Origin of the sequence: Paenibacillus sp. FSL R5-0744 (assembly GCF_037972555.1) — a bacterium.
Taxonomy (GTDB): domain Bacteria; phylum Bacillota; class Bacilli; order Paenibacillales; family Paenibacillaceae; genus Paenibacillus_AQ.
In genome coordinates this window covers 5,131,459-5,157,393 of record NZ_CP150228.1, presented here as the reverse complement: position 1 = coordinate 5,157,393, position 25,935 = coordinate 5,131,459, and the positions used below count along the sequence as shown (strand labels likewise).

The following is a 25,935-nucleotide window of genomic DNA, read 5'->3' as shown; positions in this document are numbered from 1 at the left end:
TTTTGATGCGATTTTGAGCTTGAGTAGAGGTAACACTGCCAATCCTATAAATAAGCCGGCTATGATTCCTTTTGTGAGGTCTGAGAGGGTACTGCTTCGATATACGAGGGGGTATAGACACAGGAATAATACGGGAATTAGGATGAGCAGGGCTTTGTTTTTTTTCAATTGGAAAGCTCCTCTCATTTAGATATTAATTATTATACAACTTTTAGATAAAAGAGGAGGATTTTAAAGTGGTATCTTTTTCCTGATTATTGATTATTCAGCGAAGGTGTGGATATAATACAAACATACGTTCGTGTGTAGCGGAATGAGTATAGAAATTAGGGAGGGGTTACCATGGGCAAAAAGCTGGAGAAAAACGGACTGTGGGAAAGCAGTCGCATGATGCTGCCGGAGCATAAGGTAAGAATTATTAGGGATGAACGGGAGACCCTGCGCCGCATTAAGCCTATTCTGGATGAGCAGAAGCTGGAGGAGATCGAATGTACACTGGCCTTATCGTTACGGAGTCATGTGCGCGTCACTGTTGTGCTGTTTGATCCTTTTGAGAATACGACAATTAGTGGTTTTGTGACTTCCATTCACACCCACTCGCGTGAGTTTAAGCTGCAGTGGGCGGAGGAATGGAAGTGGATCAATGTAGATGATCTAGTGGAGGTTTACATCGTCTAATGCTGAGAACCGCTGACTTCACTTTTTTCATAAGCAATTAGGGTCACCGTTGGGTTGCCGGTCAGATTTGCAATGGAAGCTTCGGCATTTCGAATAATTTCGAGTGCTTCTTCCTGCTCGCTCAGGGCAGCAACTTTATAGCTATCACTATGAATGTCCATATGTGTTCCCACCTTTCGCTAATATTTTGCCCTTTTTTGTAGAAATGATCCAAGGTGAAGAAGCTATGAATAGGTGCTTTTCAGGGGAGATCTCGGGGATACCGGGGTCTTTTTTTAAAATATAAGAAAGTATAAGTTATACACCTATCCTTTATGTCTTATATTTCTCGCTTAAACGCTTATCGCCCTTCCTTATAGGGAAGCCGAAGACGTTTATGCTTGTATGTTAAGGCAAGCAGGGGTATTAGTACAAGCGAATGGGGAAGCGGGATCATTGATTATACCAAGGGGTGATTCTATGCTGACTTTAGATCAAGTGAGGGACAAATCGGCGGCGAGGCTTGTTGGGCTTCATCCTGTTTTGGCAGCAGGGGCGAAGGCTTTGATACAGCAAAGCTATGCCAGAGGAGTACCCATCGTTATTACTCAGGGATTGCGGTCGATTGCTGAACAAAATGCCTTGTATGCGCAGGGGAGAAGTAAGCCTGGACCTATAGTTACCAACGCCAAGGGTGGAACCAGCTATCACAATTATGGCCTTGCGTTTGATTTTGCGCTTTTGCTGCCGGATGGAAATAGTATTTCCTGGGATATGAATCGTGATGGTGATAAAGATAAAATAGCGGACTGGCAAGAGGTTGTACAGGTGGGAAAACAGCTAGGGCTTGAGTGGGGAGGAGACTGGACGTCTTTTAAAGATTATTCACATCTGCAAATGACCTTCGGCTTAACCACGACTCAACTTCGGGCAGGTAAACGTCCTACGACGGATCAGGTCAATGAAGCTTTAAAAAGAATTACTGGGGAGGATGACCAGGTGAACAAAGACGTTAAAGTAACGATAACCTTAAACGGCACTAAACTTACGGATGGTGTTCTTGATACCGGCGTAACGTATGTACCCGTGCGTGCTCTGGCTGAGGCGCTTGGAGCAAAGGTTACGTATGACGCAGCAAGCAAGACAGTGAATGTAGTAAAAGAGTAAAGCTATTCATGTATAGACAGTGCCACCCAAGGGGAAATTATCAGTGATAACTAACCATAAAGGGAGGCATAACACTGTGAACAAGCTAATAACAAGCCTTGCATGCGGTACTGTACTGTCAATGAGTATAATGGGAGCTAGTTACGCTAATCCAATCGGGTCAGCCGCTTTAGGCGGTATCCCGAACGCGAATACGGGCATGGATGGTACCGTGAATAACACTCGGATGATGAATACGGAAGGCAATCTAATGAACGGCACCACGGGAACGATGAATCAGCATGAGAGCATTATGAAAGATAAGATTCGCACAGGGGAAAATTATAGACCTAACACCAATAACTACAATGAAAATTACACCCGGGATAACTACAACAGAAATACGGTAACTCCACTATCCAACACTACAACGGATGGTAGATATCGGGCAACCAGCACAACTACCAATACTGGGACTACCAGCAGAGGATCAAACTGGGGCTGGCTCGGATTGTTTGGACTCTTGGGCCTTGTCGGAATGAGAAGCAGAAGTGACGAACGCAGATAATCAACATGCCAAATAACCCGTGTCGGTACAAGCTGGAACGGGTTATTTTTAATGTGATAAAACTTTTTTTGAAAAAAGGGATTGCGCGTTATCGATATTCATGATATTATATTTCTTGTCGCGTTATACGTAAACATCGTATGAAGCAACAACACATAATATGCCGGGGTGGCGGAACAGGCAGACGCACAGGACTTAAAATCCTGCGGTACGTGAGTACCGTACGGGTTCGACCCCCGTCCTCGGCATCACAGTGAAAACCTTGAGAAATCAAGGTTTTTTAACTTATTGCCATCAAGCAATGCTTACGTCAAAAGCTAAAGGTTCTGTGTGTCTAGGAATTGCTTTCTAACACACAGAACCCTGACGATAATACTCCTTTTCAGTGCTTGTCTAACCACAAGTTCTGGAGAGGAGTTTTTTATTATGGTTAGAGTTACAAAAATTAAAAAGAATAAGGCAGTGGATTGGAAAGAGGCGTTAAAGCAATTTCTATTTTGGAAGAAGGCAGAAGGAGTCAGTGAACAGACGCAAAAGGACTATGAGCAACATGTGAAGCTCTTCTTCAAGAGGTACAGCAACTCATTCGAGACTGTAGAATATCTAAAAAATAATCTGTTTGAATATCTTGGACAAGAAGGCATTAAGCCATGTACTTACAACAATCGTCTAGTCTATCTGCGGACTTTTCTGAATTGGTGTGTTGAACAGGAGTTGATTGACACTAATCCTGTGAAATCGCTCAAGAAGCGTAAGGACGAAGGACGAGTTGTGAATATAGATCAGGAGGTACTGATAAAGTTGTTGTCCCTTCCTAACAGGGACACTTTTGTGGGATTACGAGACTATGCTTTGATTCTTTTAACCTTAGACACAGGTATCAGACCTAAAGAAGCTTTGTCACTGATCATTCCAGACTTTAACGCTCATTCTCAAGAAATCTATATTACATCTGAGAAAGCAAAAACGAGAGTCTCCAGAGCACTACCAATCTCAATGCCAACCATCAAGGCTATTCAACAACTGATACATGTTAGACCTGATTCATGGAGTGTACACGCTCCAGTCTTTTGCACACTTGAGGGCAAAGCGCTGAATCGTCACACGTGGGGAGACAGAATGGAGCGCTATAGCAAGGAGCTGGGGGTGCACATACGTCCATATGATTTAAGACACACGTTCGCTCTGGAGTATATCAGAAATGGTGCAAATGTATTATTTTTACAAAAGACATTAGGGCATAGCGACTTATCCATGAGTAAGCGCTATGTAGCATTGACCAACAATGATTTGAAAAAAGAGCATGGTTTAGCTAGTCCTATTCATAAATTGTTACCTGAAAAGAAAAGACTAAGAAGTTGTGAACCGTCTAATACATTTAATCATCATTTGTTAGACCTCTAGAGGATAGAAAGTTGTTCCTAGAATTGATAATGGTGAATGCCGGTTGTTAAATATGAAAATGTCGCAAATCACATAGTATTATATTCCGTTCTTCTCTGCCAATATTGATTAACTATTTCAGTCGTAATTACTTTTATAGTTAGAAGATAATTTGAGGGGGAATACAGATGGAATTTAATATGAGTATCAGACAGGGGTATCAATTATTACGAAAACAGAAAAAGATTAAGTTGAAAGACCTTTCTGTAATAGTAGGTGTTTCAGTGCCTATGTTATCAATGTACGAAAATGAGAATGTCAATCTTCATAAAGAAAAAGAAAAGAAGTATCGTGAGTTCATTATCAGTCCTTCTAAAAGAGGGATAAAGTAGAGTGGGATTTTAACAAAAAGAATATTTCTAGTGTTATTTAGACCCTTGTTCACGTTTTTGATATGGACAAGGGTCTTTTTTTTATGTAACTAAAAATTGTTTTGGAAATAATTTAAATAGGAGTGATGTAATGAGCAATGCCACTGTCGTACAGACTAATGACAATATATTTATAGGTTCAGATTCAGCAACATCAGCAATGTTAGAAGGACAATTATATAGGGTGGATCAAAAAGCGACCAAGTTATATCATTTTGATAACTTGGTTTTATTTTGTTCTGGGAACTTAAACTATTGCTACAATTTAGTGGAGAAATTTTCTAAAGAAGAAGTCAAAGATGCTGCTGTTATCAGGAAATTATTAATAACAAGTCACAATGGAGAAGTAGTTGATATTTTGCTGTGTGAATTTAAAGATAATAAGTCGGTTGTATATCAAGTATCTCCTTATAATGATTTTGAAATTGTTTGTTTTTCAGATATCCCTATTGGTGGGGTAAATGTTGTGACAGCAGAGATAAAAACAAAAGAGTCTTACAAACTAGCATATGAAAATTTACTCCATGGGAAGAGTGTTATTGCAGATATTTACTAAGCCAACAACTACACCTGATTTTTAGAAGATCCATAGAAAGTGTGGAGCTATACGAAGCTTAATATATCGTTAACGAAGTAGAGAACGTAAACCGCATCGTCTACGATGTAACCTCGAAACCACCTGCAACGATTGAGTGTTAATAGACTGATAATTAAACGAATGCCCTCTTTTATTGCCTATTTGGCAATGAAGGAGGGCACTTTTTTATGTCTAACGATTATTGTTTTTTTGCAGAGCTTGTTATCATCAGGGTTGTTTTGTTCTTATCCCATTGCATATCAGCCCCAAGCAATGAGGTAAGATTGCGAGCTATAATGTATGATACCCCTGAAAATGTATAACAATTTGCTATTGTTTTTCCATCTATTGTTGGTAGTTTTTTGATGCTGTCATAGCCTGTATCTACTCCTAGCAATTTGCTGACAGATCGCAGTGGAACGAACACGGCGCTATCAAATAGTCTTCCGGGTTCCGCGGTTTTTCCATTCACTTTGATTTGAACGACTTTAGCTGCTGCAAAGCTTTTCTCATTTGGGATTTTGGTTTGGATGCCATAGTAGACTACTGGTTTTTCAATTAATTCAGGTGCATTCGCCAGGTATACCCTAACCTCATGTTTGCCAGTCATAGTACCTAAAGTAGCCATGACTGAAGCATTTCCTAATCCGATTGTCTGAAGACTCCCCCGACCTAAGGTCGCAATAACCTGTGGGTCCGTCGTTTCCCAAGAAGCTTGCTCGGTTACATATGCAGTGTCCCCATTATCGAAGATAGCTAGCGCATTTAATTCATAACCGTTATTTACAATTAGTTTGAATGGATCAGAGGATGGCGAGATCGTTCCGCGAACGATTTCAATTCTTTTGGGAGTGGGAGCACCAACTAGAAGCTGCTTAGAGGTTGTGCCATAGCTATGAACGGAGGCTCCCGTGGTATCTTGTAGCATAGTTCCCTCAGATACAATATTGATTAGTGTATTCTGGATCTTGACCTCATTTTTAACCGTTAGGGAAAAAGAGATAAACGCTTCATCAGCCGTTGAGTCGATCATTTTGCTATTTAGAGCTGACATAGACAGAACTACTTCCTTCCTGCCATCGGCAGGGTTGAAATCTTCAGGATATGGATTATCGATATGATAATCAGCAGTCTCAAAAGTTTTGGAAGGAATGAAAAAGTTATCATCTCTCCATATGTATTTCCCAAGAGCTTTATCGAATCGAATGTTATCCTCTGATGAAAATACATTTTCGTCATAGCTTACAGCAATCTTAGCAGAACGAAGCCCTTTGTGATCGGAGGGGATATTCGAAATCTTGACGCTCACCATGACACTCTGGCCTGGGAGTAGGCTCGAATAATTGCTTATAACATCAACGGATAACTTCTTTGATATTGATGCTGATGCTGTTACTATACCTGTAAAGCTGGCAATCGACACGAGCAAAGTAAGCAGCGCTGCGGTTGTTTTTCTTAGAATACACATCTAATAAACCTCCATCCATATAATAACAGCCGATATATATATATATATCGGCTGACTGGAGGGATTTGTAAATGCGCTAATTTCCAACTATAATCGCAAACAAGAAGATAAACATATCGAAGCCCCAATGGCATAAGCCAGAAACAAGAAGATTTCTCTCAGACTTATACCAAGCGTAAGTGAAAGGGACAAGCACCGAAAACAATGGATAAACTTGAACGTAATAAGCTGATTAGAGATATTGACCGTACAGGCAATAAGCGAGATTATGCTATTCTTATGACCCTACTCATGACTGGTATCAGGGTGTCAGAATTAGTGGCATTAGACCGCACAAACGTTGATGTAAGCGACCGAAAAGGATCGTTGGTAGTTAGGTTGGGCAAGGGGAACAAGGAGCGTACACTTCCACTCAACGTTGAAGCGAGAAGGGCTATTGAGAAGCATTTAGAAGAACGAGCAGATAGCCATACAGCTTTATTTATTAGCAACAGACAAGAGCGTATTAGCATCAGAAGCGTTCAGCACCTCATGGAGAAGAATGGTCACAACGCACACCAGACACGACATAGCTTCATTACAGGGCTTGTACGTGCAGGAGAAGATATAAGCGTGATACAGAGGAGTGGTCATAGGTCAGCAGATATGATTTTAAGGTATTCGATGCCAAGTGAAGAAGATAAGCATAAGGCTGTAAAAGCAATATATAAGGATCTGCCACTCAACATGAGTGGTTTTTTGTTTTTGTATCAAAATACATAAAGGTTAATTTACACATTTCATTTGTTTATATTTTGACACGTATCAAAAAATATGGTTTAACGGATTTCACACATCTGGCGTAAATTATACTTTTTGATATGGTTAGTACTTTATTGGAATGGCATACTTCAATGAACTTTATAAGATTATATCAATCAAATTTCATGATACAATAGTTAATATTATATAATGGAGGCTCAGACCTTGAAATATAAAGACTTAACCCAAGAAGAAAAATGGTACGTTAATGGTGTGCTTGGAAAATATATGGATAAATATGTTCGTGATCATTTAGTGTGGACACCTGAGCAAATGTATTCAGACTTCATTGATTATTTGACCAAATTTCATGAGCAGGGGTGGTATGGTAAACAATTCTTTGAAAATGGTGTAGGAATTTATAAAAACAAAAAAGAGGAACTTTGGATGGTCTCTGAGGGGGGGCGTGAACACATCATGGATTCCTTCACTAGAAAATATAATAAAAATCAAAAATTAGCAAGGAAGAAAGGACCATTGGTTGACCGAGTAAGATTGGGATATAGATGGGATAACGATTCTTTTTTTGATTTTGGATATGGATTACAATCAGGAACTCATAATTATAAGAAAGCAGAAATCGTCGAAGGTGAAACTTTGATTCCTTGGACGATTGCTCATGTTAATCACGAACTCGAACGGTATGGCACTAACTTAGAGGAGTTATTAATCAAGTTCTCAAAGAGTCCAATTGAGAAACATTTTTATAAGTATTGGTTAAATAATTATACAGACGATGAAAGTTTACCTGCCTTAGTTCCAGAGGTTTGTGGGACACGAGAAATGTTCTGGACTCAAACACTTGATGGAATGTACTATCTGAACATGTCACATATACCGAAAAATAATCCTAAGCGTATGGATGCAAAAGCAACAAATGTTAGATTTGATTTTATGCTGGTAAATTGGTATAAACAAAAAAAGCTTTTAATCGAACTAGACGGACACGATTACCATAAGACAGTCGAACAGCGGAGTAAAGATGCAGTGAAAAGAGCAATCGCAACATCACAAGGATTCCAACTAAATGTTTTCACTGGAACGCAGGTCACTAGAAATGTTAGTGCTTGCTTTGACACTATTAAAGATTTTCTATCTAAGCGATGAAAATATAGGTGTTAAGATAAGGAGTCTAAGGAAAGAATCCTAGGCTTTCTATTGTTGCTATTGAAAGCACTTCCAATGATCTACTATGGATTTGTTTTTGGCGATACGACAAAAGATGATTATATGATGCACTTAGTAAATTGGGCATGTTTGGAGTTAGGGGGCTATACGTTTGAATAAAACTATCCTACAGAACTTTCCGTATTTTAATAAATAGGATGATACCCGGGTGGAAAAACTCTGGTTAATCTTAACATCGAATAAGTATTGTGGGGTTATAGCGGGGCTTCCTACTACAGACTGTAATCTATATTTAGGAGAAGGAAAAATGAGAAAAGAAATTCCATTTCAAGAAGGTAAAGTGATCTTTTTTAAAGAATCAAATTTTTGGAATGATTTATTAGAAAGATGCAAGAGGGAAACAAAAGCTATCTACATAGCGACATACAACTTTAATTTTAGGGATAAATACGAAAGAACTTTTTACAAGCAGTTATCAAATCTCGCTAATTCAGGTATTGATGTTAACTTACTATATTCAAAAATGACATTTTCTGATGAAGACAAACTGGAAATCGAAGATATATTTAAAAACTTTGTGTTATGTGCCGAACTTACAACAAATCATTCAAAGCTCTTTATTACTGATGATTTCGCGTTTATTGGATCAGCTAATTTTAGTTTTGGGAGCAATAACAATTACGAGAGCGGTGTTATTTTTAGCGACAAAGAAATTATTTCAGAGTTAAGGAAATTTTACTGTGAAGAATTACTTGAAAAAAGTGAATTTACAAATGTCCCAGAGTGTTTCGATCCATTTGATTATTTACCGGAAATATTAAATGATGTTGAAAAATTGGGCAAAGTAGAAAGAAAAGAAGACTTATACGTAGGTAATACTAAAGAATTAATTCCAGAATTACGTTTTTTAGATGGCATGGAAAAAGATTTGGAGAAGCTGGGTTATCCAGTGCCTGTAAAATTTGACTGGTGGCAACTCTATATGCAACTTTATGAAGAAAAACATGTTCCTGATTTGACTTTTCATAAATTTAAGAGCTACCTTCATGAAATATCCTTATACTTAACACATTTAATGACTTTTGTTAACGAAGAGTATCAAAAAATCGGGAGAATGGAATTATTGAAGAGACTCAGAGTTATAAAATGAAGAGCGTTAACGATGCTGATTCAATTAACTAGATACTGGACACGTAAGTTCAATAAAAAAGAAGTTTATTTACTGAGCATCAACAAGGGGTTGGTGCTTATTAATATTCACAGAAAGAGTATTGAGGATGGTCTTTTGCGTGTCTACGAGTCACATTAATAGTATCTGTAGCACTTCAATCTTCTCCTGAAACTTCAACAACAAAATGGTATGAATATTATCTGCCTTGGTGTATCTCCAAATCCAAGTCCAGTGGGAGTAGTTTAGCGAATATGATGATTCTAAAGTATTCGATGCCGAGTGAAGAAAATAAGCAGAAAGTTGTAGATACAATGTAAAAGGACTAGCCACTCAATAAGAGTGGTTTTTTGTTATGTAGGAGCGGGTGGGGCAGGGGTTTACAGTTGGAAAGTGATTGTTGTTGTAGCGAAATGCTGGTACACATATAGTCAGCAACTAGATATTGATATTGAAGGATACTAAAAAGACTGAATTATTAAATTAGGAGTTGCAATAATTAATTAGAAGAGATTTCGAAGAATAAGAAAATGTTATGATGCTTTCCTTTAGGTAATTTGGTAAAGGTAGCTATGTTATGTTGAATATCTCATTCGAGTGCCTGGGTTGTTATTTTCATCAGAGAGATGATTATTTATAAACCAAAATTACATTGTGATAATGCAGAGAATGAATAAATAGATATAGTTTGATATTGCATGTCGAAAAATCCAATAAATTGATTTATTTCCAAGGAGATATGGTATGATTTTACTAATTTATAGTGGAGGTAGCCCTAATGATCTATGTTTTAACTGTATCAATAGTTGTAGTGATTGTTGTGTTAAGTTTGTTGATCTTGAGTTTCCAACGTAAACAAAATAAATCGGTAGTATTTACTGAAGAAAATTATGATTTGAAAACTATCACTATGGCTGAAATAGACAGAATGGAAGATGGTTCTGGCTTTGAGATGTACTTATATAGGCTGTTCATAGAACTGGGCTATTCTGGAGTTTATAAGACTGTAGGGAGCCGCGATTTTGGAGCAGATGTTGTTTTCACTGATCGTGAAGGTGTTAGGAATGTCGTCCAAGCAAAGCGATATTCCATTAGCAATCCAGTGGGTATTAGCGCAGTACAGGAGGTATTCTCTTGTATGCGGTACTATAAAGCTAAAAGAGCCATTGTGATCACTACAGCCAAATATACGGAGCCTTGCGAGACGCTTGCGGGCATCAACCATGTGAAGCTGCTTGATCGTATTGACTTGATAAACGTGATTGAGGCGTTCAGAAGCGATGAAATTGTTGCAGCACGTAAGATTATTGAAGGAGAACCAAGGATGATTTTGGAGTCATGGAGTGAAGCGAATAGCGGCGTGCTGCATGAGGTGCGTAAGGATTATAAGGCTGAAAAGTACGTGAAGAAGGTTATGGGGAGGTAATTTGGACTAGGGAGCGGTGAGCTTGAACATCTGGATGAATATAGGAATCATAATTGTAATAATAGCTGCATTTATAGTAATCAAAAAGCTCTTTGATCTAATATTTACACGATGCTTGTTACCTATCGCTGAGAAATACGGTGGGAAAATTGGTGATAAGATTCAAAAACGCTCAATTGTGTCTGTAATCGAAGTGTTTGTCTTACTCTTGATCGTTTTTTTCGTCGCTGTGCATCTAACTTTATATATTCTCACAGATGGGGAAGGAATGTTTTTTCTCTATTGGGCGATAATGATGTTCTTTTTTGTGGCAAGCATTCTCATTTTAAGTGCAGTGATACAGCAGTATAAAATGAAAAATCCTGAGTACACTTCGCAACTTGGGAGACGTATTAAAGAACTAGATATATCGAATAAATTAAAAGATAATTACATTTCAAACCGTTTAGGACTGTTTATGGAACAAACCCCTGATTTCTTTAAATCTTTAGTAGTATTACAAGTTTCGTTAACATGTCTGGTTACATTAAAATGGGATGCTAACTTCTACTTCCTTAGTGTTTGTTTTATGCCTTTATATGCTAACTATTGGGTGTATTACGTGAGAGTCCTAACCGTCAATACAAACTCAGAAGGTGTGTTCATTAGAAGATCATTCATGTATTTATGTTTAGTCACGGTTGTAGTCTTTGAACTGTATCAGAAGTTTCAAGGATATCTAAATGAGGAACCATATTCTCCTTCTATAAATACATTCTTGCTTACAGGTTCAGGTGTTTTTTATATTGCTTTAGATAGGATACTCAAAGACTTTACAAATGATTATGTAAAATTCAAGAAAGATTTGGCGAAAAAAAAAGAAAAAGTTGATAAAGTTGAAAACTGGTCGATTTAATTTGCTAATAGAAAATCCGAATTTTACGGAGTAGTAGAAGACGCTGCAAGATGGAATGCGCAGGCAGATGAAATCTTAACGAAGTTGCTGAAACATACCTATTTAAGTGATGGTCTAACGTTGGTGTGGAGATCAATATAGAAGACTCAATTATGTTGAGAACTATTAAACAAAAAGAGGCGTAACTGGTTACCTCTTTAGTTATTCTTTCATGTAAGTGCGAATCATATAATACCTAATTAGGCTGTTTGACACATACGTTAAAACGGCAAGGGGCTTAGTTTAGAAATGAGCTATGTTTCTTCTATATTATAGTACGACTAATTTATTTAGAGGTATACGTAGTAGAATATTTTAGTTCCAATTTTAATATTAGGACCTTTACTGTTTTATAAAGAAGTTAATTATAGTTTATGTTAGAGAGCGTTAAATTAACTTTGATTTGAAAGGAATGTTGCAATTGTATATATCTAATATAAAAATTAATGGATTTAGAAATTTTAATGAAGCAAACATTAATTTAAAACAGAAGTCGCTTATAATTGGCTCAAACGACATTGGAAAATCAAACTTAGTCTATGCTCTTAGATTACTACTTGATAAAAAATTATCAGACGCAGATTTAGAACTAAAGGATTCGGACTTTCATGTATATAATGAAAATAGTAATGAGATTTTTATACAGATTAAATTTGAAAGTGTTGTGGAAGATTGTGTAGTTGGTAAAGTAGGTAAATATGTTAATGAAAAAGACGAACTATTTCTTGCTTATGAGGTAAAGAAGGGCGGGTCTGGTGAAAAAAGCTATCAATTCTATATTGGTCAGCAGGAAGATGATCTACAACCTATTGAGTCCAGATATTACTTAAAAGTATTGAACATGGACTATATTGAGAGCAGTAGAGAGCTTAATTCATATATCAAAAAAGAAAAGAAAAACTTACTATTAGAATCAAGGAAGCAACGAGCTGAGCAAATAGTACAGTCTGATGATAAATTGACTAAGAAAATTGAAAAAACAATAGATATTCTAAATAGTAGAATAACAAAATTATCATATGTAAATAGTGCAACCAATAGTTTGAACGATGAATTATTAAGTCTATCATTTCACCATAGCGCTAGTACCATTGACTTTGATACAGGTGGAGTAGATGTTGAAGATTTTATAAATAGTGTAAATCTTGTTTCCAAGGTTAATGGAAAAAGTTTATCTGTTGGAGGAGATGGGCGTAATAATCAAATTTACCTCGCATTAAGAACTGCAAAAAACAGGATTTTAGATGACACGCTATTAGAAGTCACTATCTGTTGTATTGAGGAGCCAGAAGCTCATTTGCATCCGCATCAACAGAGGAGATTATCAAAATATCTAGTAGATTCACTTAAAAGTCAAGTTTTAATAACATCACATTCCCCACAAATAGCATCTGAATTTTCACCTGATTCAATAATCAGACTTTACAATGAAACTAACTCTTCGACTCAAGCGGCTAATGATGGATGTAACGCTGGATTAGAAAAATCAATCATTGAATTTGGCTATAGATTAAATATTGTTCCGGCAGAAGCATTTTTTTCTAATGTTGTTTTACTTGTTGAGGGGCCTTCAGAAGTATTGTTCTATAAAGCATTAGCAGTAGATATAGGAATTGACCTTGATAAATATAATATCTCAATCCTAATGGTTGATGGGGTGGGGTTCGAGCCTTTTATTGATGTTCTAAATAATCTAAATATTAGTTGGGTCATTAGAACTGATAATGATATTATTAAAGTTCCATATCAGGATTACTTTTACTATTCAGGAATATCTCGTTGCGTAAAGATTGTTGAGAATCATTGTTGTTATGAAGATACAGACCCTATAAATCAATTAATAAGTACCAAAAAGCATTTGCTAGGTAAAATAAATTCGAGAGAAAATTTAATTGATTCTGAAATAGAACTAGGTCAAGAGTTTGCAGGAGCTTTAGAGGATATGGATATGTATTTATCTAACATTGACTTGGAGAACGACATCTTAAACTCACCTTTACGTAAAGCAGTTGAAATATATTATGGAGAAAAAGATTATGAAGGTCTACTAAAGAAAATGCAGAAAAGCAAAGCAACATTTATGTATGACTTTTTATATAAGAATCAAGGGAGATTAAAAGTTTTATTAGATGATGATTTATCGCTTCCTTTAGTTAGGTGCACAGAAATTGTGGAGGAGATGTTCGATGAATCCGACACCAGAGCAAAAGGAAATTATTGATTATACAGGACATACAGTAGTGATTGCTAATCCAGGAAGTGGAAAAACATTCACAATATCACGGAAAATCATTAGCATATTAGGGGAATTAGAATTTTATCAAGGTGTAATAGCTATCTCATATACAAATAAGGCAAGTAGAGAACTCGAAAAAAGATGTTTAGAGAATGGTACGGATAAGAAAAGCTCATTCTTTGGCACAATGGATAAATTCTATATAACAGAAATTGTTTTTTCTTTTGGTAGGCATATTTTTGGTATTCCAAAGAAAGAACTGGAAATCATTGATATGAAAAATGATTTTTTTAGGGCATTTGCAGGGTTTGAGGATGAAGAAGAGGATATTAATGTATGGATTGATAACAATTTAAACTCACTAATTAAATTATATGTGGAAGGGTATGTATTACTTGAGTCAATTTCTAAACTTGCCCTGTACATAATTGATAAGTGTGTTTCCTGTAGAAAATATTTAAAAGCAAGATATAAATATATTTTTATTGATGAATATCAAGACTCTGGTTCTGACCAACATGATGTCTTCATTAGATTAAAAGATTTAGGTATCATTTCGGTAGCAGTTGGAGATACAAATCAATCAATATTCGGATTCTCCCAAAAATCATCTGAGTTTTTATTAAGACTCGCTCAGAATGCTGATTTTAAACTATTTCATTTAACAAAAAACAGAAGATGCCATCCGTCGATTATAAACTATGCAAGCAAATTAATATCAAAGGGATTTACCGATTATCTTTCTTCAGATGAAACTCGTATATTTTCTAAATCCATACGTGGGGGAGAAAAGGAAACCGCTGAATGGCTAAATACTGTGATTCCTAAAGTTATGATACACTTCGGTGTCCAGTCAAGAAATGAAATAGGAATACTCGTTAGAAATGGAAGAACAGCAAAAGGTATTCAAAAAAGTCTGACGCTAGAAAACAAGTTTTTTGGTAGCACTCCATTTGATGGAAATAGGAGCCTTTGGGGAAGCGTTTTTGAAAGTGTTCTTAGTTTTATATATGATGATTCGATAACAAAGTATGAGTTAATAGAAGATTATTTAGATATTGAGTTACAAGCCGGAAAGGCTAAAGAATTTATGCGTTTATTAAGTAAAATCGAAAATTGTAAAGATAATATACCGGAGATGCAGAATAGTGGCGCTAACTTTATTGAGATTGCAAGTATAATATACCCTCAAGCAGAAAATAAAACTGCTGTAACTACATTGAATAACATTCTTAATAGTGCGGAGTTACTTGAGTATTTTAAGCCAGCAGGTAAGAATCAAATTCAAATTATGTCTCTCCATAAATCGAAAGGTCTTGAATTTGATGTGGTATTCCACCTTGATCTTCATAGGTATGTTTTACCCAAAGAATTTAATGGGCAATTTCCCGAAGCAATTCAAGATTTGAATTTGCATTACGTGGGCATTACGAGAGCGAAGAAGTGCTGTGTTTTATGTACAAGTACAGTAAGGATAAATGGAAAAGGGGAATCTAAAAATGGTGTCCCCTCAATATTTTTAGAATTAAACAGACTGTATCCTTTAAGAAGTCCCTTTATGTATTAAAGTTCAAAGTTGACTCATGCTTCTTTGGACAAAATAATGAAGCTATCCAACGGTCACGTACCGAAACGAACGTTTTAACTCAGACCGCTGTAGCGGTTCAACTATAAAGTGCTATGAAGTCAATCAGCATAAGGGATTGCGAGTTTTTACAGCTAGGGGCGGTCTTGAAAACCGTTAGGGTGGATTGTCAACACAAAGCCTAACAACAATTATGAGGGCACTTTTTCTAACCTGTACTTGCGTGAGGTAGCCGATCGTACCGTGTCGCTGATGATTGAACCAATAGACATAGTTCTGCAACATCGATAGCATCAGCCACCTGTTCGGCTATACCATTAGTATCTCCAAATCCAAGCCAGTAGCTCGGAAGTTATTTCCATGGTAGTGAATGGTGTATTATGATTAATTAAAATTGACCCGTAGTAAATAATAGAGTATCTTAGTATCAGCACACAGAATCTCTGAATTTATTATATGATTTATGAGTATAGTCCTGTGTAGCTAGAAAAGACATTCACTGAAAAACCCAGTGTTATCAAGGCTTTGGCGGAACAGGCAGACGCACAGGACTTAAAATCCTGCGGTACGTGAGTACCGTACGGGTTCGACCCCCGTCCTCGGCATCACAGTGAAAACCTTGAGAAATCAAGGTTTTTTTGTTTTTCTTGATTAAAACTTCCGTCAAAAACTAAAGGTCCTTTACTTAGGAATCACATCCGAGCTCACAGAAATTAAGTTGGAAATACTCTTTTTCAGTGCTTGTCAATTCACAAGCTCTGGAGAGGAGTTTTTAATATGTAATATTTCATGAAGCACCGTATATCGAACGTTACGTACAGTGTGTGAGAGGTTGGAGTTCATTGATTATTGTCGAATAACATCTTAATTTGTTGTATTATTGATAAAGCTAGTTTTCAAGATTCAAGGAGGGTTATAGTTTGCTTACACTGAGAAGAGCCGAGCCGCGTCAAAGTAAAAAGCTCAGTCTCACATCGCTGCTTACGGGCTTGGTTACGCTGGTGGTTCTACTAACCTCAAGCATTCTTCTGATCGGTTCTTACGAGTCCAAAAAACAATCATTGATGGAGACTACGCTCCATTTGAATTACTACAACGCTGACCGAATGACCAAGACAATGGATTCCTTATTTCAGTCCATGCGCAGCAGTTTGGAATATAGCGCTGCCACACTCTCCGATGACGATGGCTCAACGCCGAAGCAAGTAGATGATAATTTAGAACTGATGCGCAATAGTAGCAATTACTTCAATTCTATCGCCGTGGTCGATGCCGACGGGCTGGTCCGCAACGTAGTACCGACTAGTTTGGGGACAACAGGTGACCATATTACTTCTAAAGTCGGTTTGGAAGCTCTGGCGTTCAAAAAACCTTACATATCCTCCCCCTATATGACCCAAACCACCAAGAGACTAATTGTGTTTATGAGTCAGCCGATTTTCAGCAACAATGGTATATATCGCGGTATTTTGAGCGGCACGTTTTATCTGCAAGAGAACAATATTTTGTCTATGATTTTTGGCGACAACAACGTGGACAATTCTGGCTCTTATTATTATATTGTGGATTCAAGCGGGCATCTGTTGTACCACCCGGATAAGCAGCTCATTGGGGAGGATGTCAGCAGTAACAAGGTTGTACAGAAACTTATGAAAGGGGAAAGCGGGGAACAGCAAGTGCGCAACACCCGTAGCGTTGAAATGCTTGCCGGATACTCCAGCGTACCGGCCAATGGCTGGGGAATCGTGGTCGTTTCGCCGATTAGTGTCATTCATCATCAACTGATGGGCCACCTTCGGACAATTCTCTGGTATTCGTTATTTCCGTTCATTATACTCCTGATGGGCGTCATTCTCGTAGCGTGCAAGTTGGCCCGGCCTTTTGTCTCCCTGGCGAATCTGGTGAGCAGGATGGGCAAGGAGAAGATTGTATTGCCGGAAGCGAAGCCGCAATGGAGCCGAGAGGCAGATCTGCTGACCAAGGCTGTGTTACTTGCCGCGACGGATATTCAGAAGCAAACGGATCAACTGACCCAAGAGGCTACGACGGATGCACTGACCGGTTTAATGAACCGGAGATCGTTAGAGTATACGATGGGCCAGTGGATTGCCTCAGAGCAACCGTTTTCGCTCATTGTGCTGGATGTAGACAAATTTAAAACGGTGAACGACACCTATGGCCATCTCATCGGCGACGAAGTGCTGAAACATGTAGCCAAAGTTATAGTTACCTCGTTTCGCCCAGACGATGTTTGCCACCGATACGGCGGTGAAGAGTTCGTAATCTTACTGGCCCACACTAGACCTGAGGAAGCCTTCATCGTAGCTGAAAGAGTCCGGCGGGCATTGGAACAAAGCAGGGGTCCAATCCCGACACAGGTTACGATCTCCCAGGGAATCGCCCATTATCCTGTTCATGCATTGGAGCGGGAGGGGCTGCTGGAGAAGGCGGATCAGGCGTTATACCTGGCTAAGAGCAGGGGAAGAAACCAGACGATGGTCGCTGATGGTTGAAACAATTGCTCGAAATTTGCGGTATGTGCTTTATCCTCTGGATCATAGTGAAAGTTGAAAATGCGGCACCAGCAACAATGGAAGAAGCATTGATAATATTCCCGAGGAAAGAAAACCAGTGTGGGAGTATTATTATCGTTGGGTATTTCCTAAGAGCAAGTAATTAAGAAAGCCAGAAACGTACATAATTCTGACTATTAAAGGGCTAGGTGTCGAACTTAAGCACTGAAAACTCTAGTGTTATCAACGCTTTGGCGGAACAGGCAGACGCACAGGACTTAAAATCCTGCGGTACGTGAGTACCATACGGGTTCGACCCCCTTCCTCGGCATCACTAACAAACAAGGGTTTCAGATCATTTGAGCTGGAACCCTTGTTTGATTTTAAGCGGGTTTACTGGCATTTTGCTAACGCCGGTTCATTCTGGTTTTATAACGGCAGCCTCCTTTACTGAATTTCCGTCAAAGGAGCCGGATGCCAACAATATGCAATGTTCCCTTTTCGTACTCGTTTCTTTCGGTTTCCGCAAAAGGGCGTGTACAAAGATTTGAATTCATCAGATCCAATGAAAGCGCATATTTATAAGGGTTACCAGGTTAGATACAGTCCGGATGCAAACATAATAACCATCGTATTATCAAGCGCAAACTTGAGCGGAATTAGATATGATGTTTTCAATTCAAACAACAACTCTGTTTTGAATGGTCTCATTTCCATAGCCGGAAAAGCAGCAGTTGCATGCGCTGGGGTAATAAAAGGAGGCAGTTATGCAGGATTTTGCAATGTCGATGTTATGGTTATGGATTTGCTATTTTATAGTGACTATTGTTGGAGTTTTACATACCGTATTTAATATTTATGCGTTAAAAATGAGTCCAATGGACGAAAAAGGTATGGGGGAGGGATATGAAAAAACAAAGCCTTGGCATCCTCTTTATAATGTCATTCTGTTTTCTATCTTTGGTTGGCTATATATGCGGGGGTTATCTGTACCCAACCTTGAAGAAGCTCTTATTACTGGGGCAATATGGGCCGGAGTTTGCATTATAATTGATGTTTTGGGCTGGGTGATCATTAAGCATCCTTGGAGTCTTTCTTTCAAAGAATTCTATATTCATTATCAGCCATGGATTACACTTATATATTTGGTTATTTTTATGGGTCCTGTAATCGGATATTTGTTCGTTTAATTAAATTTCATATGGAGCATGAGGGCATGGCATTGAAATCGGGCGGTCATTGATTTCTGTTTTGCATGCTACACTTGTTCGAGTCATTGAATCGTATACAATTGTTCAGGCACATGAGAAGGCTCTTAACTTTCTCATGTGTTTGTTTTTATTTGGCAGACCTGATCTCATCTTGCAAAGTTATAGTACTTCCAAGGGTGATGGCTTCATCGACCGCGAATGACAGTCTGATGTCTGTTAAGGCATCCGCTAATGAGTATGCTGAAATTCCCGTGTGCAGGAAGCTGGACATATTCAATAAGGCTTGTCCTATCCCAATCTCTTCATCAGAAAGGGGAGAGGGATGAAACGGGTTCTGAAATAGACTAAGCTGTCCTGCACGCAATTCATGCAAGGAGAGACTTTCCAGACTGCCTTCCTGTCCGCCTTGAATCCGACTAATGTTCATATACTCGGTCTCTTCGGTTCCCAGGCGACGGATAATCTCATTATCGCGAATTTCTCCATGTGATCCGCGGATGAGTACCCGGTTGGTACGGAGGGGCGAGAAATATTGGGAGCGAGTGAAGTCAAGCACAGCGCTTTTGCCGGAGGGAAACACCATAATTGCGATATCCTGCTGCTCTGTCTTCAGGTCATCTTCGGCCTCCCTCCCCCTATAAGAGAAGTCCATGATTGGAACCTCTAGCCGGCGAGCTGTGATTTCACATGCTGTGCCAGTGATCGAGAGCCATTTACGGATCAGGCTGATTCCATGATAACCATGCGCAACAGAGACTTGAACATGACCTACCTCGCCCAAATGTCCGGTTTGAATATAGGCGGTTCTTGCCTGATGATGAGGCAACAGCGGATATTGCTCGGCTATTTGAATCAGAGGGAAATCAATGGCACTGGATCGAAGCAGTTCATATTCAGCCGGCGTGGAGGCGGTGGGTGTTTCGGCCAATACAGGTACTTGCAGCGCTGCAAGCTCCAACAGCAGTGAGACGGCAGAGGTTTTGGACACCGCCAGAACCACAAAATCGCTCTCGGCCGCAAGACGTTCCATCGAGCTGTACACGGTCAGGTTCCATTTGTCGATCAGTTGCTGGTATTTGGCAGGGTTGCGGATCAATACACCGGTTACCTGAAATTGCTGCGGAAGCAGGTGAGCCAACTTAAGATACATTTCCGCCCGCCAGCCGCTTCCGATTATTCCAAAACGAATTGGTCTGTTCATCTTTAAAATACACCTCTAATGGTTGATTTGTATGTAAACACCTTCGTAGCACAGGTATCAGTTGTCTCTTATTATTGTATATAAAAAATGATAGAGTACATAGGATTATGTATAATATGAAACTATTACTTTTTGTTGTCTTTAGCTAAGCTATCTTTTGCATTTACATACAAAGAAGCGATTATCCAATAGCCGGATGATCGCTCCTTTGTATAATCCACTTATAAAATTTCAATCAATGACCTTCCGTGATTGTTAACGGTGTAAATTGTGGAACCCAAATTGACAGCGGAAGCACTTGCAGAGGCGATCATTAAGCTGGAACTAATCAAGACTACGACTGTAAGCAAGAACATTTTCTTTTTCATTAGTAAACTCTTTGACTATTATTTTTTCCATTATGTTGTGATACATTTGAAGTTGTGATTGATGAGCATGTTCTCTTAGGAGCTCAAAGAGTGCTACTGATTTCTTGAGGTTTGTATCGTTTTCAATTTTGATACTAAAAATCAGAGTTTCTAGAATAGTGTTGATTGCTTCGTTCATATTCTCTTGTTCGTAGTAATACATCACCAGCAAATAAATGTATTCCTCGTAATATCTTATTTCCACATTAGTCACATACTTTTCTATGTCATTTACGTTGTTTTTAAGATCACTCAGAATCCAATCTACGGAATAGTTATATTTTATCGAGGATTCCAAGATGGTAATTAGTCCTGGCAGTAACTCTTCCTCAGCACTGTTTCTAATAAATTCAACATACTCCTTTAGGACTCCTGTCTGGCCCTCCAAAAGGTCGAGCACGTAGGTATTGGCTTTTGCAATATTACAGTAGTATTTGACTTCATTAATTCCCTCATCATCTAGTCCTTTGATCCAGCCCAATTCAGCATATTTTTGAATACACATTCTAGCCTCAGGATACTTACCGAGCTTTTGCAGTGCGATTCCTTTTGAACATAAGCTAAATCCAAAATAATAGGGAATACTCCGCTTCAGGTTTTGTTCTCTCAATGTGTCACTGCTTGTCTCATATATGAATGCAATCTGGGTAATCAATCTATCTGCAATTTCAATCATAGCACCCCAATTTTCCAATGAAAAAGATGCCTTAAGCATACTAGTTAAGAAATCAGCATTTAATCCATCCAAATCCAACTTCAATGCGATCTTCCTTTCTTCTGTATATCATTCATCTGTTATAGCTATGTCGGTTGTATCTCTAGACTATTCTTTATTTTACCAATAAAGTAAGTGATTTTCATCACTGGAACGAGGAAACAAGAGTTTGTTTTGTGATTGTCCCAATATAACTAGGGTACAGTGTTTTTACTAAGTTCTTCGAATCGAGGGAATTATGTCTGTTAGGCTGTTTATTTGCCCCTCTATTTTGGGGTTATTTGTACGTAAAATACCGAAATGTACCTATCTTGGGAATCCATATTCAATTATGATCTTCCCGAAAGAAAGCGCTATCAAAGTAATTTTGACCACATTTCATGAGGGGGTAAGGATGATTTGAAGCGAATGGGAAAAAGATTGGGTATGAGTCTGCTAGTATTCATTATTGCAGCAGTACAGTTCGGTTTTACAGGAATGAAAGGCAATGTTGCGCAAGCGGCGGAAAAGAGTATGGCTCAAAAGCCGTATATGGGCTGGAGCAGTTACAGTATGCAAGTGTATGATGGGGCAGGAAACTGGACATCGGCGGAGAGCGTTAAGAAGCAATCGGATGCGATGCATGAGAAGCTGCAAGCCCATGGATATGAATATATTAATATTGATGCGGGCTGGAATGGCGATATGGATGAATACGGGAGACCTATTCCTAGTGAAGTCCTTTATCCGAACGGATTTCAGGAGGTCATTGACTATGTTCATAATAATGGACAAAAGATTGGGATCTATCTGATCCCGGGGGTATCTATCGATGCATATAACCGAAATCTTGAGGTGTATGGGACAGGCGGCGAATGTCGTATTCAGGATATTACGGCCAAGCCGCTTACCATTATGGATTATTGGAATTCCTACACCTATAAAATTGATTTCACGAATCCCTGTGCCCAGAAGTATGTGGATTCTATTGCAGATATGCTTGGCGAGTGGGGGATCGATTTCGTCAAATTCGACAGCGTAACCCCTGGGTCGGGGATTGACAACTTGAGCCGGGATGCACGCGGCGATGTAGAAGCATGGTCCAAGGCTTTGGATAGAAATAACATCTGGTTTGAGCTGTCCTGGGCGCTCGATCACAATTACGTAGAATTCTGGAAAAAATATGCTAACGGTTGGCGAATTGATTGGGATGTTGAATCTTATGACGGAAGTGGGTTGACAGCATGGCCGAGTATTTCCCGATTATTCCCCAAAGCGGCACTTTGGTGGCGGGACGCAGGCCCTGGTGGCTGGAATGACTTCGATTCCCTGAATGTTGGTAACGGCTCCATGGATGGTCTGACCAAGGATGAGCGGAAGACTGCGATGACGTTTTGGTCCATTTCTTCCGTACCGCTCTATACGGGGAATGACATGACACGGCTGGATAGTTATGGACTAGAACTGCTTACCAATGATGAGGTAATTGCCGTAAATCAGGCTGGACGGCCTGGACATCCGGTGTCGATGGATACCCAGCAGCAGGTCTGGTACGCCAATAATGGAGATGGGACTTACAGCGTTGCTTTGTTCAATCTGGGTAGTCGGGGTGCGGAGGTTAAAGTCAAATGGAGTGATCTTGGCCTTGATGGTCCGGCTTCAGTGCGCGACCTATGGAGCCATTCCGAGCTGGGAACCTTTGAGAAGGAATTCAGCGGTGGCATCCTTGAACCCCATGCCTCTCGCATGCTTAAAGTAACCGCGCTAAGCGGTACATCAGCTGTCAATAACGATGATACAGGGATGCGCTACAGCGGAGTTTGGAAGCGAAATGGAGGCAAGGAGCTGTTAGAGGGAAAGCAGGATCTGAGCATTACAATCAAGGATTCCAGTGCTGCTACCAGTACTCCTCAAGAGGATGCTCTTAGCTCTGGAGCTGCCCCTGCTGCGGATTCAGCTTCGGCAAGCAATACCACCGTTACGGATGTGGTTTACATTAATGATAATGACAGCGGCATTAAATACAACGGCACATGGCAGGTAAGCTCAGCCCGAGAACATGGAGATTATAATGGCGATGTGCACTATACCGAGAAGGACGGTGATTTTTTTGAGTACACCTTTACGGGAACGGGCATTGAGCTGCTGACGGAAAAGCATGAATCGCAAGGAGAAATGATTGTTACATTAGACGATGGGGTTGCACAGACTGTAAATGCGTATACAAGTGGACCGAGAGAGGTACAACAATCTCTTTATAGTGTATCAGGACTTTCTAACGGCCCTCACACGCTTAAGGTGAACAAGGGATCAGGAAATTATATGCTGCTCGACGCGCTGAAAGTGACAACAGAAAGTCCGGCTGGGGGTCAGAACAGTTCTATCACTCCGACTTCCGCTGGGTTTGATAAAGCAACGGAACAACAGAAGGATGTCACAGTCACGCTTAATCTGCATGGTAATACGCTGAGTGGTATTGAGAATAATGGAGTGGCACTCCGCGAAGAAGATTATACGGTGACTAATGACAAATTGACCATTAAGAAGGAATATCTGGCACGGCAATCTGCTGGCATAACAAGTCTTAACATCATCTTTAACGCCGGTGATCCACAGACACTAGCGGTACACATTAGCGATTCTACAGGCATCCGTTATGTGATGGTTAATAACGACGATCCGGGAATCAAATATAACGGTAATTGGTCCCGCAGTAGTGGAAGAGGAATGGGCGACTACAATGACGATGTGCAGTATGCGGAGCAGAATGGTGATTCTTTTGAATATACCTTCAGAGGAACAGGGATTCAACTGTTCACTGAGGTAGACGAATCACAAGGGGATATGGATATCTATGTAGACGATCAATTCAAGGGCACGGTAAGCGCTTATCGAAACGGGCGATTATCACAGCAGATTCTGTACAGTATCTCTGGGCTTACAGATGGACAGCACACACTCAAGGCTGTGAAAAAATCAGGCAGATTCATGCTGCTTGACATGCTCAAGGTAGAGATTCCGAATATGATTAATCCGATCGCAGCGAGCTTTGATAAATCGCCTTCTGCTCAGCAGGACATTGAGATTACACTTCTACAACAGCCGGAAAGCTTCATAGGCATTACGAATGGATCATATCATCTGGTTCCTGGGACCGATTATACGGTAGCTGGTGACCGTGTTACACTGAACAAATCTTATCTCGCAGCACAACCAGTGGGAAAGCTGAACCTCAGCTTTACTATTGGTGGCGATTATCTTAATGATGTGCATTCAACGACAGTGGACGGCGATTCCTTTGAATATACCTTCAAGGGCACTGGAATCCGATTGATCACACCTACGGGTCCAGATCAAGGTGAAGTAGATATTTATGTGGACGGACAATGGATTCAGACCGTGAATGCTTATAGTCAGAGTCGACTGACACAACAGGAGATTTATAGTATTTCTGGATTGGCAAGCGGCTTACACACACTTAAAGCTGTGAAGAAATCAGGTAATCTCATACTGACAGATCGATTGAAATTCACAGTCCCAACCAGTGATGGCGGAACAACGAACCCTACAGAACCTCCAACACCGACGCCGACGCCGACGGCAACACCTACACCGACTGATGCAGGGGGTCCGTCTATACCAGCTCAGCCTTCATTCACACCTACCCTGACTCCGACGCCAACGCCAACTCCGGCATCTGGAACTGATGGGAAGGATGATGCCGAGACGATGCGACATTCGGCGTATATCAACGGATATCCGGGAGGCTTCTTTAAACCCGATGCTCCCATTACCCGTGCTGAGATGGCAACCATCCTAGCGAAGGTTGCTGAGAAAGAGGCCACTGGATCAGGCGTAACATTCAGTGATGTTCCCTCCAGCTATTGGGGGGCAGATGCTATTGCCAAAGTAGCTAAGATGGGACTAATGAACGGTTATACTGATGGTACTTTTAAGCCTAATCAACCATTGACGCGTGCAGAAATGGCTAGTTTAACAGCCATGCTGAGCCCGAATTCTACAACATCGGGCCGCGGCTTCTCTGACATCACCGGTCACTGGGCACAGGCAGCGATAAAGAAAGCCCAAGATATAGGCATAATGAATGGCTACAGTGACGGAACTTTCCGTCCGAATTCCAAGCTTACTCGTGCGGAAGCCGTTACAGCTATCAACAGAGTTTTGGGCAGGGGCCCGCTTATGGGTGTCTCGCAGCCAGGGTGGAACGATGTTCCAGTCTCCCACTGGGCATTCGGTGATATTGAGGAGGCTTCGACCGACCATATCTCGAAGCCTAGTACACAAGGCGGAGAACAGTGGACAGAATAAGTTGAGCGATGAATGAACGGAGGGGCCTTCTTTGGCCCCTTTTTTCTGAATGATATGAGATGAGAAAAAGAA

General features: G+C 39.8%; 22 protein-coding genes and 3 tRNA genes. 20 read left to right on the top strand and 5 right to left on the bottom strand.

Annotated elements, in window-relative coordinates; translation table 11 throughout:
- Window positions 1-342: 342 nt before the first annotated feature.
- Window positions 343-678 (top strand): YolD-like family protein, encoded by a 336-nt coding sequence (locus tag MKY19_RS22790; RefSeq protein ID WP_042130171.1) that lies wholly within the window; start codon window positions 343-345, stop codon window positions 676-678.
- On the opposite strand, the gene MKY19_RS22785 is transcribed toward MKY19_RS22790, so the two are convergent.
- A complete protein-coding gene (locus tag MKY19_RS22785; protein ID WP_179283823.1) occupies window positions 675-839 on the bottom strand; it encodes a hypothetical protein in 165 nt (54 codons plus the stop codon). The two genes, MKY19_RS22790 and MKY19_RS22785, sit on opposite strands and share 4 nt — an antisense overlap.
- Before the next feature lie 298 nt (window positions 840-1,137).
- On the opposite strand from MKY19_RS22785, the gene MKY19_RS22780 reads away from it, so the two are divergent.
- The 6 genes from MKY19_RS22780 (at window position 1,138) to MKY19_RS22755 (ending at window position 4,741) form a co-directional block, all read left to right on the top strand.
- The gene (locus MKY19_RS22780) at window positions 1,138-1,824 is read left to right on the top strand and encodes a M15 family metallopeptidase (RefSeq protein ID WP_339797880.1); all 687 of its coding nucleotides are present in this window, start codon (window positions 1,138-1,140) and stop codon (window positions 1,822-1,824) included.
- Between the two features lie 76 nt (window positions 1,825-1,900).
- The gene (locus tag MKY19_RS22775) at window positions 1,901-2,371 is read left to right on the top strand and encodes a hypothetical protein (protein ID WP_042190773.1); all 471 of its coding nucleotides are present in this window, start codon (window positions 1,901-1,903) and stop codon (window positions 2,369-2,371) included.
- A gap of 162 nt (window positions 2,372-2,533) precedes the next feature.
- A tRNA-Leu gene (locus MKY19_RS22770) sits at window positions 2,534-2,619 on the top strand.
- A 178-nt stretch (window positions 2,620-2,797) separates the two neighbouring features.
- On the top strand, window positions 2,798-3,775 hold the full coding sequence (locus tag MKY19_RS22765; RefSeq protein ID WP_339797876.1) for a tyrosine-type recombinase/integrase: 978 nt from the start codon (window positions 2,798-2,800) through the stop codon (window positions 3,773-3,775).
- Between the two features lie 167 nt (window positions 3,776-3,942).
- Window positions 3,943-4,146 carry a helix-turn-helix transcriptional regulator gene (locus MKY19_RS22760; RefSeq protein WP_339797874.1) on the top strand — a complete coding sequence of 68 codons (204 nt, stop codon included), beginning with the start codon at window positions 3,943-3,945 and terminating at the stop codon, window positions 4,144-4,146.
- Between the two features lie 130 nt (window positions 4,147-4,276).
- Window positions 4,277-4,741 carry a hypothetical protein gene (locus MKY19_RS22755; RefSeq protein WP_339797871.1) on the top strand — a complete coding sequence of 155 codons (465 nt, stop codon included), beginning with the start codon at window positions 4,277-4,279 and terminating at the stop codon, window positions 4,739-4,741.
- Between the two features lie 220 nt (window positions 4,742-4,961).
- Here MKY19_RS22755 and MKY19_RS22750 read toward each other — a convergent pair whose 3' ends face one another.
- Window positions 4,962-6,230, bottom strand: a complete 1,269-nt coding sequence (locus MKY19_RS22750) for a hypothetical protein (protein ID WP_339797868.1) — start codon at window positions 6,228-6,230, stop codon at window positions 4,962-4,964.
- A gap of 204 nt (window positions 6,231-6,434) precedes the next feature.
- Between MKY19_RS22750 and MKY19_RS22745 the strand changes: the two genes are divergently transcribed.
- The 11 genes from MKY19_RS22745 (at window position 6,435) to MKY19_RS22695 (ending at window position 18,349) form a co-directional block, all read left to right on the top strand.
- Window positions 6,435-6,992 (top strand): tyrosine-type recombinase/integrase, encoded by a 558-nt coding sequence (locus tag MKY19_RS22745; RefSeq protein ID WP_339797865.1) that lies wholly within the window; start codon window positions 6,435-6,437, stop codon window positions 6,990-6,992.
- A 204-nt stretch (window positions 6,993-7,196) separates the two neighbouring features.
- The gene (locus tag MKY19_RS22740; RefSeq protein ID WP_339797863.1) at window positions 7,197-8,138 is read left to right on the top strand and encodes a DUF559 domain-containing protein; all 942 of its coding nucleotides are present in this window, start codon (window positions 7,197-7,199) and stop codon (window positions 8,136-8,138) included.
- 229 nt (window positions 8,139-8,367) lie between these two features.
- Window positions 8,368-9,309, top strand: coding sequence for a phospholipase D-like domain-containing protein (locus tag MKY19_RS22735; protein WP_339797861.1), 942 nt, complete (start codon window positions 8,368-8,370; stop codon window positions 9,307-9,309).
- Window positions 9,310-9,321: 12 nt separating this feature from the next.
- Window positions 9,322-9,468, top strand: coding sequence for a hypothetical protein (locus MKY19_RS22730; RefSeq protein WP_339797858.1), 147 nt, complete (start codon window positions 9,322-9,324; stop codon window positions 9,466-9,468).
- A gap of 637 nt (window positions 9,469-10,105) precedes the next feature.
- Window positions 10,106-10,753 carry a restriction endonuclease gene (locus MKY19_RS22725; RefSeq protein WP_339797855.1) on the top strand — a complete coding sequence of 216 codons (648 nt, stop codon included), beginning with the start codon at window positions 10,106-10,108 and terminating at the stop codon, window positions 10,751-10,753.
- 22 nt (window positions 10,754-10,775) lie between these two features.
- Window positions 10,776-11,648: a hypothetical protein gene (locus MKY19_RS22720; protein ID WP_339797853.1), complete on the top strand. Its 873-nt coding sequence runs from the start codon at window positions 10,776-10,778 to the stop codon at window positions 11,646-11,648.
- 451 nt (window positions 11,649-12,099) lie between these two features.
- A complete protein-coding gene (locus MKY19_RS22715) occupies window positions 12,100-13,908 on the top strand; it encodes an AAA family ATPase (RefSeq protein ID WP_339804461.1) in 1,809 nt (602 codons plus the stop codon).
- On the top strand, window positions 13,874-15,490 hold the full coding sequence (locus MKY19_RS22710; RefSeq protein WP_339797851.1) for an ATP-dependent helicase: 1,617 nt from the start codon (window positions 13,874-13,876) through the stop codon (window positions 15,488-15,490). The genes MKY19_RS22715 and MKY19_RS22710 overlap by 35 nt, the downstream gene beginning before the upstream one ends.
- Before the next feature lie 545 nt (window positions 15,491-16,035).
- Window positions 16,036-16,110 (top strand) — tRNA-Leu (locus tag MKY19_RS22705).
- A 318-nt stretch (window positions 16,111-16,428) separates the two neighbouring features.
- Window positions 16,429-18,021: a sensor domain-containing diguanylate cyclase gene (locus MKY19_RS22700; protein WP_339797848.1), complete on the top strand. Its 1,593-nt coding sequence runs from the start codon at window positions 16,429-16,431 to the stop codon at window positions 18,019-18,021.
- Window positions 18,022-18,274: 253 nt separating this feature from the next.
- Window positions 18,275-18,349 (top strand) — tRNA-Leu (locus tag MKY19_RS22695).
- 260 nt (window positions 18,350-18,609) lie between these two features.
- On the opposite strand, the gene MKY19_RS22690 is transcribed toward MKY19_RS22695, so the two are convergent.
- Window positions 18,610-18,732, bottom strand: a complete 123-nt coding sequence (locus MKY19_RS22690) for a hypothetical protein (protein WP_339797846.1) — start codon at window positions 18,730-18,732, stop codon at window positions 18,610-18,612.
- A gap of 56 nt (window positions 18,733-18,788) precedes the next feature.
- On the opposite strand from MKY19_RS22690, the gene MKY19_RS22685 reads away from it, so the two are divergent.
- Window positions 18,789-19,211 carry a hypothetical protein gene (locus MKY19_RS22685; protein ID WP_339797843.1) on the top strand — a complete coding sequence of 141 codons (423 nt, stop codon included), beginning with the start codon at window positions 18,789-18,791 and terminating at the stop codon, window positions 19,209-19,211.
- A 148-nt stretch (window positions 19,212-19,359) separates the two neighbouring features.
- Here MKY19_RS22685 and MKY19_RS22680 read toward each other — a convergent pair whose 3' ends face one another.
- Window positions 19,360-20,433: a Gfo/Idh/MocA family oxidoreductase gene (locus MKY19_RS22680; protein ID WP_339797840.1), complete on the bottom strand. Its 1,074-nt coding sequence runs from the start codon at window positions 20,431-20,433 to the stop codon at window positions 19,360-19,362.
- A 324-nt stretch (window positions 20,434-20,757) separates the two neighbouring features.
- The gene (locus MKY19_RS22675; protein ID WP_339243060.1) at window positions 20,758-21,600 is read right to left on the bottom strand and encodes a DNA-binding protein; all 843 of its coding nucleotides are present in this window, start codon (window positions 21,598-21,600) and stop codon (window positions 20,758-20,760) included.
- 363 nt (window positions 21,601-21,963) lie between these two features.
- On the opposite strand from MKY19_RS22675, the gene MKY19_RS22670 reads away from it, so the two are divergent.
- Entirely contained in the window at window positions 21,964-25,863 is a 3,900-nt protein-coding gene (locus MKY19_RS22670) for a X2-like carbohydrate binding domain-containing protein (protein WP_339797837.1), read from the top strand.
- Window positions 25,864-25,935 lie beyond the last annotated feature (72 nt).